Origin of the sequence: Pseudolabrys sp. (genome assembly GCF_035943735.1) — a bacterium.
Classification (GTDB): Bacteria; Pseudomonadota; Alphaproteobacteria; order Rhizobiales; family Xanthobacteraceae; genus Pseudolabrys.
Map to the genome: position 1 here is coordinate 219,020 of NZ_DASZBV010000006.1, position 13,079 is coordinate 232,098.

The window sequence follows — 13,079 nt, forward strand, 5'->3', positions numbered from 1 at the left end:
TCCTTCCGGTCGCCGGCGGGCGCTGCGCCGAGGCATCTTCTCAGACTCATGCCATCTACGTTAGCCTCCGCTGCAGTCAGGGGAGGATAACAATGACAATCATTCGCCGTCGCTTTCTTCAGCTGGCGTCCGCCGCGGCCGCCCTTCCGGCCGTCTCGCGCCTGGCGTACGCGGAGACCTATCCGGCGCGGCCGGTGCATATCGTCGTGCCGGTGCCGCCCGGCGGCGCGCTCGACATCACCGCGCGGCTGATCGGCAACTGGCTGTCGCAGCACATGGGCCAGTCGTTCATCGTCGACAACCGCCCCGGCGGCGGCACCAATATCGGCGTCGAGGTGGTCGCGCATGCGAACGCCGACGGCTACACGCTCCTGCTCATGCCGCAGTCGGTGACCATCAATCCGGGGCTGTACAAGAGCCTGCCGTTCAATTTCATCCGCGACGTCATTCCGATCTCGATGATCGTGCAATTCCCGCTGGTGATGGAGGTGAGCACGGCGGTGCCGGCGAAGACCGTCCCCGAATTCATCGCTTACGCCAAGGCCAACCCGGGCAAGGTGAACATGGCCTCGGGCGGCGTCGGCAGCCCGTCGCACGTCGTCGGCGAGCTGTTCCAGCAGACCACGGGCATCAAGATGGAGCACGTGCCGTACCATGGCGGTGCGCCGGCGCTCGCCGCGATGATGGCCAATCAGGTGCAGGTGATGTTCAGCCCGCTGCCGGAGTCGATCGCGTCGATCAAGGCCGGCAAGGTGCGCGCGCTGGCGGTGACGTCGGTGAAGCGCGCGGCGGAGCTGCCGGATACGCCGGCCGTCGCCGAAACCGTGCCCGGCTTCGAGGCGGTGAGCTGGAACGGCATCGGCGCGCCGAAGAAGACGCCGGCCGACATCGTCGCGAAGCTCAACAAAGAGATCAACACGGCGCTCGCCGATCCGGCGATCAAGACGCGTCTGACGCAGCTCGGCGGCACGCCGTCGCCGCTGTCCACCCCGGCCTTCGAGCAGTTCATCGTCAGCGAGACGAAGAAGTGGGGCGACGTGGTGCACAAGGCCGGCATCACCGTGCAGTGAGGGGGCATTGTCGTCCCCGAGAAGGCAGGGACCCGGACGGCGCAGCCTCTCATTTCTGCTGAGGAGTATGGGTCCCAGGCCTCGCGAAGCTTGTCATCGGGCCCGCGTCGCGCGGACCCGATGGCTCGCCCGGGACGACACTCACACCGGCTTCAGCAGAATGTGCTTCTTCTTGCCGAGCGAGAGCTTGATCACACCCTCGGGCGTGAGATTGCCGACGCCGAGCGCCATTTTCTCGTCGGCAATTGCGGCGTCGTTGACGCGCAGGCCGCCGGCCTTGATCTGGCGGCGCGCTTCGCCGTTCGAGGAGACGAGGCCCGTCTTCTCGGAGAAGGCGATCAGCACGCCGAGGCCTTTCTCCAGCTCTGTGCGCGAAATCTCGACCGTCGGCAGCGATGATGCCAGCGCGCCTTCCTCGAAGGTCTTGCGCGCGGTCTCGGCGGCCTGCTCGGCCGCGTCGCGACCGTGCACAAGCGCCGTCGCCTCGGTGGCCAGCACCTTCTTCGCCTCGTTGATCTCCTGGCCTTTCAGCGCCGTGAGCTTGGCGATCTCGTCGAGCGGCAGCACCGTGAACAATTTGAGGAAGCGGCCGACGTCGCCGTCCTCGGTGTTGCGCCAGTACTGCCAGTAGTCGTACGGGCTCATCAGGTCGGCATTAAGCCACACCGCGCCGGCGGCGGTCTTGCCCATCTTGGCGCCGGAGGCGGTGGTGATCAGCGGCGAGGTCAGCGCGAACAATTGCGCATTGTTCATGCGCCGACCGAGATCGATGCCGTTGACGATGTTGCCCCACTGATCGGAGCCGCCCATCTGCAGCACGCAGCCGGTGCGCTTGTTCAATTCGACGAAATCGTAGGCCTGCAGCACCATGTAGTTGAATTCAAGGAACGACAGTTCCTGCTGGCGGTCGAGGCGCATCTTCACCGAGTCGAACGACAGCATCCTGTTGACGGAGAAGTGCCGGCCGACGTCGCGCAGGAAATCGATGTAGTTGAGCGTGTTGAGCCAGTCGGCGTTGTTCGCCATCAACGCGTTGCCGCCGTGGCCGTCGAATTTGAGGAATTTATCGAAGATCTGGCGGATGCTCGCGAGGTTCTGGTTGATCATCTCGTCGGTGAGGATGCGACGGCTCTCGTCCTTGCCGGACGGATCGCCGACGCGCGTCGTGCCGCCGCCCATCAGCGCGATCGGCCGGTGGCCGGTCTGCTGCAGCCAGTGGAGCATCATGATCGGCAGCAGCGAGCCGACATGCAGCGAGGCCGCGGTGCAGTCGAAGCCGATATAGGCGGTGATGGCGCCTTTGGCGGCGAGCGCATCCAGCGCCTCCGGCTCGGAGACCTGGTGGATGAAGCCGCGCGCGGCCAAAACGTTAAGGAATTCGGACTTATAGGCGCTCATTGACACTGCTCGGCAAGGCCTGTCGCATCTGTTCGGCCGGTGGTGTAACAGGTCCGGTACGGGATTCAACCGACGGGGAATGGCGGCGTTGGGGTTGGTGCGGGCGATCGGCCTGATGAGCGGGACCTCGCTCGACGGCGTGGACATTGCGTTGCTGGAGACCGATGGCGAGCGGATCGCCGCCTTCGGCCCCACCGGGTACCGGCCCTATACCGAGGCGGAACGCGCGCTGCTGCGCCAGGCGTTGGCCGCCGGTGCGACGCTTACCGCGCGCGATCAGCGCCCGGGCGTACTGGCGGAGGCGGAGGGTTTCGTCACCGCCGTGCATGCCGAGGCGGTGGAGACCTTCCTGCGCGACACCGGGATCGCCCGCTCCGACGTCGCGGTTGTCGGCTTCCACGGCCAGACCGTGCTGCACCGTCCCGAGCAGCGGCTGACCGTGCAGCTCGGCGATGGCGCGGCGCTGGCCAAGCGCCTCGAAATGACCGTGGTTCATGATTTCCGCGCCGCCGACGTCGCCGCGGGCGGGCAGGGCGCGCCTTTGGTGCCGGTGTTCCATCAGGCGCTCGCGCGCACGCTCCAGAAGCCGCATCCGATCGCCGTGCTCAATGTCGGCGGCGTCGCCAACGTCACCTGGGTCGACGGCGGCGATCCGGTCGCCTGCGACACCGGACCGGGCAACGCGTTGATCGACGACTTCATGCGTGCGCGCACCGGTGCGCCGCTCGACCGCGACGGTGACCAGGCAGCGCGCGGCCGCGTCGACGAGGACTTCGTCGCGCGCGTGCTGGCGCACAAGTTCTTCGGCCAACCCTGTCCGAAGTCGCTCGATCGCAACGCCTTCGCCTTTGCCAATATCGGCCTGCCGGATTTTTCCGTCGCCGACGGCGCCGCGACCTTGTCCGCGCTCACCGCCGCGGCGGTGGCGCGCGTGGTGGCGCAATTGCCGCAGCCGCCGAAAGGCTGGATCGTCTGCGGCGGCGGCGCGCGCAATCCGACCTTGATGCGCATGCTCGCCGAGCGGCTGAGGCCTGCGACGGTGGAGACCGCACATGCGATCGGCTGGGCGACGGACTCGATCGAGGCGCAGGCTTTCGCTTATCTCGCGGTGCGCACGCTGAACGGTCTGCCGATCACTTTCCCCAAGACGACCGGCGCGCCGCAACCGATGACCGGCGGAGTGGTCGCCGCGCCCTGACTCAAGGAGCGTCCGATGCCGAATTTCGATTTGAGCCAGCGCGTCGCCTTCGTCACCGGCGGCAATGGCGGGATCGGCCTCGGCATGGCGAAGGGGCTGGCGGAAGCGGGCGCCACGGTCGTGATCGCCGGCCGCAGCAAGACGAAGGCGGAAACGGCGCTCGCGGAGTTGCGTGCGCTGGGCGAAGCGGACTTCGTCGAACTCGATGTGCTCGACGAAGCCTCATGCCGCAAGGCGATCGACGCCACCGCTGCGCGCTTCGGGCGGCTCGACATCCTCGTCAACAATGCCGGCACCACCGTGCGCAAGCAGCCGCAGGATTTGACGACGGAGGAGTGGCGTCGGGTGATGGACACCAACCTCACCAGTGCCTTCGTCTGCGCGCAGGCGGCCTATCCGCATATGAAACGCGGCGGCGGCGGCAAGATCATCAATATCGGTTCGATGATGTCGATCTTCGCCTCATCATTCGCCGCGCCTTACGCCGCGAGCAAGGGCGGCATTGTGCAGATGGCGCGGGCGCTCGCCGTCGCCTGGGCGAAGGACAACATCCAGGTGAATTGCATTTTGCCAGGCTGGATCGACACCGATCTGACCAGGACCGCGCGGGCGCAGGTGCCCGGCCTGAACGAGCGCGTGCTCGATCGCACGCCGGCGGGCCGCTGGGGCTCTCCCGCGGACTTCGCGGGCATCGCGGTGTTCCTGGCTTCGCGCGCGTCGGACTTCATCACTGGGACGGCGATCCCGGTCGACGGCGGATTTTCGGTACAGACTTGATTTGAAATTGAAGGCGACGACCGGGATGTCCGGTCGCCGCGGGCCTTACGCCGCCGCGGTCGGCTTGCGCTGCACATTGAGACGCTTGTCGAGATACTGGCCGACCTGGGTCAGCAGCGGCTCGACCTTGCCGTCGAAGAAGTGGTTGGCGCCCGTCACGACCTTCTGCTCGATGACGATGCCCTTCTGCGTCTTCAGCTTCTCGACGAGCGTGTTCACGTCCTTGGCCGGCACCACTGCGTCCTTGTCGCCGTGGATGATCAGGCCCGAGGACGGGCAGGGGGCGAGGAAGGAGAAGTCGTAGAGGTTGGCCGGCGGGCAGATCGAGATGAAGCCCTCGATCTCCGGGCGGCGCATCAAAAGCTGCATGCCGATCCAGGCGCCGAACGAGAAACCGGCGATCCAGCAGCTCTTCGCTTCCGGATTGATGGTCTGCGCCCAGTCGAGCGCCGCCGCCGCATCCGACAGTTCGCCGGTGCCGTGGTCGAACGAGCCCTGCGAGCGGCCGACGCCGCGGAAATTGAAGCGCAGCGCTGAGAAGCCGCGGTGCACGAACTGATAGTAGAGCTGGTAGATGATCGGATGATTCATCGTGCCGCCGAACTGCGGATGCGGATGCAGCACGATGGCGATCGGCGCGTTCTTCTGCCGCGCCGGATGGTAGCGGCCCTCGATGCGTCCCGCGGGACCGGCAAAGATGACTTCAGGCATTTCGAACCTCGAGATCAGGCGTCACCGCATCATCATCTAGAGCGGTTTCGGCGTCCCACCACGCCCGGTAGCGCCGGGCAGTTTAGAATTATTCTAACTATAGGATTTCCTGCTGTGCTTTGCCGCAACGCGGGCTATAAGCAGCCACGGAGACCGTGCGGCTTCCTAGCACGGGTGACAGGGCAAAAAGCAAGCTTTTTGCGGGGCCTAGGACTTGAACTGACTAGGGCTGGACTTGCGCCCGGCCAAAGAATGCGCCGCTTGCGGCTTTAATCTGGCCGGGACGACGCGACGCCACTTGGGATGATGCCAATTTGACCGCTGACCGCGCCTATTTCGACTGGAATGCCACCGCGCCGCTGCGGCCGGCGGCGCGCGCGGCCATGCTTGCCGCGCTGGACGCGCCCGGCAACGCCTCGTCCGTACACGGCGAAGGGCGGGGGGCGCGGCGGCTGATCGAGGAAGCGCGGCGGCAGGTCGCGGCCTTGGCCGGGGCGGAGGCCAAGCAGGTGACCTTCGTCGGCGGCGCCACCGAGGCCAATGCGCTGGCGCTGACGCCCGCGATCGAGGCCGATGGCAATAAGGCGCCACGTGATCGCTTGTTCGTGTCGGCGGTCGAGCACCCATCGGTTCTGGCCGGCGGCCGCTTCGCTCCGGAGCAGGTCGAGATCCTGCCGGTCGATCGCGACGGGCGCGTCGACCCGGCCACGCTCGCCGCCGCGCTGGCCAAGGCTGAACGGCCGCTGGTCTCGGTCATGCTCGCCAATAACGAGACCGGCGTGATCCAGCCGATCGCGGAGATCGCTGGCATCGTGCACGCCGCCAATGGCCTGCTGCACATCGACGCGGTGCAGGCGGCCGGCCGCATTCCGCTCGACATGTCTGCGCTCGGCGCCGACCTGATGAGCCTGTCATCGCACAAACTTGGCGGCCCGCAAGGCGCGGGCGCGCTGATCGTGCGCGGTCGCCTTTCCGTTGCGCCGCTGATTCGCGGCGGCGGCCAGGAGCGGGGAATTCGCGCCGGCACCGAGAACGTTGCCGCCATCGCCGGCTTTGGCGCCGCGGCCGAAGCGGCGCGCGCGAGCCTCGCGACCGACGCCGCGCGCATGGCCGCGTTGCGCGACCGCCTGGAGGCTGGCCTGCGCGCAGCGACCCCCGACGCCGTCATTTTCGCCGCGGGCGTCAATCGGCTTCCCAACACAACGCTCGTCGCGGTTCCCGGCATCAAAGCCGAGACCGCGCTGATTGCCTTCGATCTCAACGGCATAGCGGTATCGTCGGGGTCGGCCTGCTCCTCCGGCAAGGTCGCCGCCTCGCACGTGGTCGCCGCCATGGGGATGGAACCGGCGCTGGCGCGCGGCGCCATTCGCATCAGTTTGGGGCCGATGACCACCGAAACCCAGGTAGAAAGCCTTCTCATTGCTTGGAAAAGGGTGGTTCCGTCATTACTTAAGAACCAGCCGAACCAGGGTCTTGCCGCCTGACCGCGGCCTCATCAGGAACGATCGCGAAACGAAGTAGCGAACCGAACCATAACCGACAAATCCAACCCGCGGTCCTTGCAACCGTGAGCGGAGGGAAGAATGCCGGCCGTACAAGAGACCGTCGACAAGGTCCGCCTCATCGACGTTGACCAATACAAATACGGGTTCGTCACCGACATCGAATCCGAGAAGGCCCCCAAGGGTCTGTCTGAAGACACCATCCGTTATATCTCGGCCAAGAAGAACGAGCCGGAGTGGATGCTGCAGTGGCGGCTCGACGCCTATCGCCGCTGGCTGACCATGCGCGAGCCGACCTGGGCGCGCGTCGACTATCCGAAGATCGATTACCAGGACCTCTATTACTATTCGGCGCCGAAGCGGCAGGCGCTGGCCTCGCTCGACGAGGTCGATCCGGAGATCCTGAAGACCTACGAGAAGCTCGGCATCCCGCTCAAGGAGCAGGAAATCCTCGCCGGCGTGCGCAGGCAGGGCGAACCCTCGAAGCTCGACGACGACGAGATGACCGGCGGCGAGTCGCGCGGCCGCGTCGCGGTCGACGCCGTGTTCGACTCGGTGTCCGTCGCCACCACCTTCAAGGAAGAGCTCAAGCGCGCCGGCGTGATCTTCATGCCGATCTCGGAAGCGATCCGCGAGCATCCTGAGCTCATCAAGAAGTATCTCGGCTCGGTCGTGCCGACCTCCGACAATTTCTTCGCCACGCTGAATTCGGCGGTGTTCTCCGATGGCTCGTTCGTGTACGTGCCGGAGGGCGTGCGCTGCCCGATGGAGCTGTCGACCTATTTCCGCATCAACGAGAAGAACACCGGACAGTTCGAGCGCACCTTGATCATCGCCGACAAGGGCGCCTACGTCTCGTATCTGGAGGGCTGCACCGCGCCGATGCGCGATGAGAACCAACTGCACGCCGCCGTGGTCGAACTCGTCGCGCTCGACGACGCCGAGATCAAATATTCGACCGTGCAGAACTGGTACCCGGGCGACGCCAACGGCAAGGGCGGCATCTTCAATTTCGTCACCAAGCGCGGCGACTGCCGCGGCGCGCGCTCCAAGATTTCGTGGACGCAGGTCGAGACCGGCTCGGCCATCACCTGGAAATATCCGAGCTGCATCCTGCGCGGCGACAATTCGCGCGGCGAGTTCTATTCGATCGCCATCTCGAACGGCTATCAGCAGGTCGATAGCGGCACCAAGATGTTGCACCTCGGCAAGAACACGACGAGCCGCATCATCTCCAAAGGCATCGCCGCCGGGCGTTCGCAGAACACCTATCGCGGTCTCGTCACCGCGCATCGCAAGGCCAAGGGCGCGCGCAACTTCACCAACTGCGACTCGCTCTTGATCGGCGATCAGTGCGGTGCGCACACCGTCCCCTACATCGAGGCGAAGAACGCCTCCACGGTGTTCGAGCACGAGGCGACGACGTCGAAGATCTCCGAAGACATGCTGTTCTACTGCCAGAGCCGCGGCATGTCGGCGGAGGAGGCGACGGCGCTCGTCGTCAACGGCTTCGTCAAGGACGTGTTGCAGCAACTGCCGATGGAGTTCGCGGTCGAGGCGCAGAAGCTGATTTCGATCTCGCTCGAAGGCTCGGTGGGCTGATCCGATGACGCGTTACTGGTTCAGACCGAAACGCTACGGCTACGGCGCCACGCCCATCAGCTGGGAAGGCTGGGCCGTGACGCTGGCGACCGTGCTGGCGATGGTGGTGGTGTCGTTCGCTCTGAGGCTCGAGACCAAAAGCTATTTGTCGCTGGCGGCGCTGATCGCTTTCGATGCTGTCGCCTTGGTGCTGCTGTTCATCGTGAGCCGCTGCAAGACCGAAGGCGAGTGGCGGTGGCGCTGGGGCGCCGGCCGTAATCAAACGAATATTGAGTGAGGGCCGATACGTGTCGCTGCTAGAAATCAAGAACCTGCACGTCGAGATCGAGAGCGAGGGCAAGAAAATCCTCAACGGTCTCAACCTGACCATCGAGAGGGGCCAGGTCGCCGCCATCATGGGGCCGAACGGCTCCGGCAAGTCGACGCTCGCTTACGTGCTCGCCGGCAAGCCCGGCTACACCGTCACCGAGGGCGACGTGCTGCTCGACGGCGAGAGCGTGCTCGACATGGGCGCCGACGAGCGCGCCGCCAAGGGCGTGTTCCTCGCCTTCCAGTACCCGGTCGAGGTGCCGGGCGTCGCGACCATGACCTTCCTGCGCACCGCGCTCAACGCCCAGCGCAAACTGCGCGGCGAGGCCGAACTTTCGACGCCGGAATTCATGAAACTGGTGCGCGAAACCTCCGGTTCGCTCGGCATCACGCAGGAGATGCTGCGCCGCGCCGTCAATGTCGGGTTTTCGGGCGGCGAGAAGAAGCGAAACGAGATCCTGCAGATGGCGATGCTGCGGCCGCGGCTCGCGGTGCTCGACGAGACCGATTCCGGCCTCGATATCGACGCGCTCAAGATCGTCGCCGACGGCGTCAACCGTCTGCGTTCGCCCGAGCGCGGCATGGTCGTGATCACGCACTACCAGCGGCTCCTGAACTACATCGTGCCGGACGTCGTGCACGTGATGGCCAAGGGCCGCGTGGTGAAGACCGGCGGCAAGGAGCTCGCGCTCGAGCTCGAGGCCAAGGGCTACGCGCAATATGTGGGCGAGGCGGCGTAAGCGATGAATGCCGACGTACGCACCATGAAAACTCCCGCCGAGCAGGCGCTGAGCGCGGCTTATACCAGCGCGCGCAGCCGATTGCCCGGCAAAGGCGCCGTGGCGTCACTGCGCGAGGACGCGTTCAAGCGTTTCGAGGAGCGCGGCCTGCCACACCGGCGCGTCGAGGAGTGGAAATACACCGACCTGCGCGCGCTGATGCGTGACATGGCGCCGCTTGCCGGCGCGCCGGACGCCGCCGCCAGGGCGAAGGCGAAAGAGGCCGGCAAGATTCTCGCCGGCGTTGAGATGCGGCGCATCGTCTTCGTCGACGGCGCTTTCGCGCCGGAGCTGTCGGACCTCACGCCGGAACCGGGCCTTACCATCGGTTCGCTGGCCGACGCGCTCGCCAAGGGCGGCGTTCCGGCGCTCGGGACAGCGTTCTCGACCGACGACGTCGCCGTCGCGCTCAACACGGCACTGATGGGTGACGGCGCGGTCATCGACGTCGCCGCGCATGCGCGCATCCGGCGGCCGATCCATCTGGTCTTTGCGGGCACGGGCAACTCCTCTGCCTTCGTGCGCTCGCTGGTCACGATCGGCGAGGGGGCCGAGGTGACTTTGATCGAGGACCACGACAGCGGCGAGGCGCAGGTCAATGCTGCGCTGGAACTCATCGTTGGCGATCATGCCCGCGTTGAGTATTTCAAGCTGACCCAGGCGAAAGGCCTGCATGTCGCCAGCCTGCTCGCGCGCATCGGCGCCGACGCGCATTTCAATAGCTTCGCTTACACCGCCGGCTCGCCTTTGGTGCGCAACCAGAGCTTCATCCGCTTCGACGGCGAGCGCACGCATGCCGGCATTCGCGGCGTCAACCTGCTGCGCGGCAAGGATCACGTCGACACGACGCTGCTGATCGTGCACGCGAAGGGCCACTGCGTGAGCCGCGAGCAGTTCAAGACCGTGCTCGACGGCGAGAGCCACGGCGTGTTCCAGGGCAAAATCGTCGTCGCCCAGCACGCGCAGAAGACCGACGCGAAGATGATGACGCGGGCGCTGCTCTTGTCGGAAGACGCCGAGGCCGACAACAAGCCGGAGCTCGAGATCTTCGCCGACGACGTCGTCTGCGGCCATGGTGCCACGGCCGGCGCGCTCGATCCGGGGCTCAAGTTCTATCTGATGTCGCGCGGAATCTCCGATGCCGAAGCGGAGGCGCTGTTGATCCAGGCCTTCATCGGCGAGACCGTCGAGGAGATCGCGCACGAAGGCATCCGCGAGGCGCTGATGAACGCGGCCATCCATTGGCTGCGGGCGAGGGCGGCATGACGCACCCCGCGGTCAAGAACGGCAGCTACGATGTCGAGAAGGTCCGGGCCGATTTTCCGGCGCTGGCGATGCAGGTCTATGGCAAGCCGCTCGTCTACCTCGACAATGCCGCCTCGGCGCAGAAACCGCAGGCCGTGCTTGACCGGCTGACGCGCGCCTACACCTCCGAATACGCCAACGTCCATCGCGGCCTGCACTTCCTCGCCAACGAGGCGACGGAGGCCTATGAGGGCGCGCGCGAGACGGCGCGGGCCTTCATCAATGCGGGTCGCAAGGAAGAGATCGTCTTCACCCGAAACGCCACCGAGGCCATCAACCTCGTCGCCTACACGTTCGGCAGGGAACGGATCAAGGAGGGCGACGAGATCGTGCTCTCGATCATGGAGCACCATTCCAACATCGTTCCCTGGCACTTCCTGCGTGAGCGCTACGGCGCGGTGATCAAGTGGGCGCCGATCGACGACGACGGCAACTTCCTCATCGACGAGTTCGAGAAGCTGCTCGGCCCGCGCACGAAGATGGTCGCCATCACACAGATGTCGAATGCGCTCGGTACGCCGGTGCCGGTGAAGGAGGTCGTGCGCCTTGCGCACGCCCGCGGCATCCCGGTGCTGGTCGACGGCGCGCAGGGCTCCGTGCATCTCAACGTCGACGTGCAGGACATCGGTTGCGATTTCTACGCCATGACCGGCCACAAGCTGTACGGGCCGACCGGCATCGGTGTGCTCTATGGCAAATACGAGCACCTCGCCGTCATGCCGCCGTTCAATGGCGGCGGCGAGATGATCCAGGAGGTTTCGGAGGACCGCATCACCTACGGCGAGCCGCCGTACCGGTTCGAGGCCGGCACGCCGGCGATCGTTCAGGCGATCGGCCTCGGCGCCGCGCTCGATTACATCACCTCGATCGGCAAGGAGCGCATCCGCGCGCACGAGACCGAACTCGTCAAATACGCGCATGAGCGACTGCGCGAGCTCAACTCGATCCGCATCATCGGCAATGCGCGCGACAAGGGCCCGATCGTCTCGTTTGAAATGAAGGGCGCGCATCCGCACGACGTCGCCACCATCATCGACCGTGCCGGCGTCGCCGTGCGCGCCGGGACCCATTGCACCATGCCGCTGCTCGCACGCTACGGCGTCACCGCCACCTGCCGCGCGTCGTTTGGCCTCTACAACACCAAGGACGAGGTGGACGCGCTCGCCGCCTCGCTAATCAAGGCGCAGGAATTCCTGTCATGACCGAAGACACGGCCACCACCGAGACGCCGGCCCCCGCCGTCGACAAGCCGCCGGAGAACGCCGCGATCAGCGGCCCGCCGGGGTTGCCGCAGGGCGACCTCGAGCAGTTGACCGACGGCATCATCGCCGCGCTCAAGACCGTCTACGACCCTGAAATCCCGGCCGACATCTACGAGCTCGGCCTCATCTACAAGGTCGACATTGCCGACGACCGCGCCGTCAAGATCGACATGTCGCTGACCTCGCCGAACTGCCCGTCGGCGCAGGAATTGCCGATCATGGTCGAGAACGCCGTCTCCAGCGTTCCGGGCGTCAAGGAGATCAAGGTCGACGTGGTGTGGGATCCGCCATGGGACCCGAGCCGCATGTCGGACGAAGCGCGACTCGTGTTGAATATGTGGTGATGCCGGCGTGAGTTGCAATTTCGCGATTCGAGGCCAGATACTGACTGAACGAGGACTGCCATGGCCAATGCACGACCCCGACCCCAGGTGATGCGGCTCACGGACGCCGCCGCCGACCGCATCAAGGCGGTGATGGCGCGCGCGGAGAAGCCGGTCGCGGGCGTGCGCGTCGGCGTCAAGAACGGCGGCTGCGCCGGCATGGAATACACGATGGAATACGCCGACGAGGTCAAGCCGACCGACGAGGTGGTCGAGGACAAGGGCGTGAAGCTCCTCATCGACCCGAAGGCGGTGCTGTTCCTGCTCGGCACCGAGATGGACTTCAAGACCGAGAAGCTGTCGACTCAGTTCGTGTTCAACAATCCCAACCAGACCTCGGCCTGCGGCTGCGGCGAATCCGTGCAACTGACGCCGGCCAAAGACGAAGGCCTCGACGCGCGCTGAGGCGCGCTGGCGATGGACGCCGAGTTCATCCGCGACCTGTTCGCCGAGTTCGGCCCGGTCGACGTGCGCCGCATGTTCAGCGGCGCCGGCGTGTTCGCCGACGGGCTGATGGTCGCGCTGATCGTGCGCGACGTGCTCTACCTCAAATCCGACGATCCCGGTTCCGCGCGCTTCGCAGCCGAAGGCTGCGAGCAGTTCGGCTATACGCACAAGGGCGGCAAGCGCACGGCGCTGCCGTACTGGCGCGTCCCCGATCGCCTGCTGGATGACCCGGCGGAACTCGCCGACTGGGCGCGCGCCTCGCTCGCCGCCGCACGCGTGCGCAAGACGGCCGCGAAGCCGGCGACGCGCAGGAAACGGCGATAGGGGCGGCGGGCA

Annotated in this window: 14 protein-coding genes; 12 read left to right on the forward strand and 2 right to left on the reverse strand. The window is 66.0% G+C overall.

Annotated features, from left to right (window positions below):
- Positions 1–92 precede the first annotated feature (92 nt).
- Positions 93–1,070, forward strand: a complete 978-nt coding sequence (locus tag VGV41_RS04040) for a tripartite tricarboxylate transporter substrate binding protein (RefSeq protein ID WP_326862369.1) — start codon at positions 93–95, stop codon at positions 1,068–1,070.
- 141 nt (positions 1,071–1,211) lie between these two features.
- On the opposite strand, the gene tyrS is transcribed toward VGV41_RS04040, so the two are convergent.
- Complete coding sequence (gene tyrS / locus VGV41_RS04045; RefSeq protein WP_326862370.1) at positions 1,212–2,468, reverse strand: tyrosine--tRNA ligase; 1,257 nt, start codon at positions 2,466–2,468, stop codon at positions 1,212–1,214.
- Positions 2,469–2,547: 79 nt separating this feature from the next.
- Here tyrS and VGV41_RS04050 point away from each other — a divergent pair, with 79 nt between their 5' ends.
- Both VGV41_RS04050 and VGV41_RS04055 read left to right on the forward strand, forming a co-directional pair.
- Positions 2,548–3,666: an anhydro-N-acetylmuramic acid kinase gene (locus tag VGV41_RS04050; RefSeq protein WP_326862371.1), complete on the forward strand. Its 1,119-nt coding sequence runs from the start codon at positions 2,548–2,550 to the stop codon at positions 3,664–3,666.
- A 15-nt stretch (positions 3,667–3,681) separates the two neighbouring features.
- Positions 3,682–4,443 carry a glucose 1-dehydrogenase gene (locus tag VGV41_RS04055; protein WP_326862372.1) on the forward strand — a complete coding sequence of 254 codons (762 nt, stop codon included), beginning with the start codon at positions 3,682–3,684 and terminating at the stop codon, positions 4,441–4,443.
- Between the two features lie 45 nt (positions 4,444–4,488).
- Here VGV41_RS04055 and VGV41_RS04060 read toward each other — a convergent pair whose 3' ends face one another.
- On the reverse strand, positions 4,489–5,154 hold the full coding sequence (locus tag VGV41_RS04060) for an alpha/beta hydrolase (RefSeq protein WP_326862373.1): 666 nt from the start codon (positions 5,152–5,154) through the stop codon (positions 4,489–4,491).
- A 314-nt stretch (positions 5,155–5,468) separates the two neighbouring features.
- Between VGV41_RS04060 and VGV41_RS04065 the strand changes: the two genes are divergently transcribed.
- The 9 genes from VGV41_RS04065 (at position 5,469) to VGV41_RS04105 (ending at position 13,067) form a co-directional block, all read left to right on the forward strand.
- Positions 5,469–6,638 carry a cysteine desulfurase family protein gene (locus VGV41_RS04065; RefSeq protein WP_326862374.1) on the forward strand — a complete coding sequence of 390 codons (1,170 nt, stop codon included), beginning with the start codon at positions 5,469–5,471 and terminating at the stop codon, positions 6,636–6,638.
- Between the two features lie 99 nt (positions 6,639–6,737).
- Positions 6,738–8,258: a Fe-S cluster assembly protein SufB gene (gene sufB / locus VGV41_RS04070; protein WP_326862375.1), complete on the forward strand. Its 1,521-nt coding sequence runs from the start codon at positions 6,738–6,740 to the stop codon at positions 8,256–8,258.
- Between the two features lie 4 nt (positions 8,259–8,262).
- Complete coding sequence (locus VGV41_RS04075) at positions 8,263–8,535, forward strand: hypothetical protein (RefSeq protein ID WP_326862376.1); 273 nt, start codon at positions 8,263–8,265, stop codon at positions 8,533–8,535.
- Between the two features lie 10 nt (positions 8,536–8,545).
- On the forward strand, positions 8,546–9,307 hold the full coding sequence (gene sufC, locus VGV41_RS04080) for a Fe-S cluster assembly ATPase SufC (protein WP_326862377.1): 762 nt from the start codon (positions 8,546–8,548) through the stop codon (positions 9,305–9,307).
- A 24-nt stretch (positions 9,308–9,331) separates the two neighbouring features.
- Complete coding sequence (gene sufD, locus VGV41_RS04085; RefSeq protein ID WP_326862378.1) at positions 9,332–10,612, forward strand: Fe-S cluster assembly protein SufD; 1,281 nt, start codon at positions 9,332–9,334, stop codon at positions 10,610–10,612.
- On the forward strand, positions 10,609–11,853 hold the full coding sequence (locus VGV41_RS04090; protein ID WP_326862379.1) for a cysteine desulfurase: 1,245 nt from the start codon (positions 10,609–10,611) through the stop codon (positions 11,851–11,853). Before sufD ends, VGV41_RS04090 begins: the two co-directional genes overlap by 4 nt.
- Positions 11,850–12,257 carry an SUF system Fe-S cluster assembly protein gene (locus tag VGV41_RS04095; RefSeq protein WP_326862380.1) on the forward strand — a complete coding sequence of 136 codons (408 nt, stop codon included), beginning with the start codon at positions 11,850–11,852 and terminating at the stop codon, positions 12,255–12,257. The genes VGV41_RS04090 and VGV41_RS04095 overlap by 4 nt, the downstream gene beginning before the upstream one ends.
- A gap of 60 nt (positions 12,258–12,317) precedes the next feature.
- On the forward strand, positions 12,318–12,701 hold the full coding sequence (sufA, locus tag VGV41_RS04100) for a Fe-S cluster assembly scaffold SufA (protein ID WP_326862381.1): 384 nt from the start codon (positions 12,318–12,320) through the stop codon (positions 12,699–12,701).
- A 12-nt stretch (positions 12,702–12,713) separates the two neighbouring features.
- The gene (locus VGV41_RS04105) at positions 12,714–13,067 is read left to right on the forward strand and encodes a TfoX/Sxy family protein (RefSeq protein WP_326862382.1); all 354 of its coding nucleotides are present in this window, start codon (positions 12,714–12,716) and stop codon (positions 13,065–13,067) included.
- Positions 13,068–13,079: the final 12 nt, after the last annotated feature.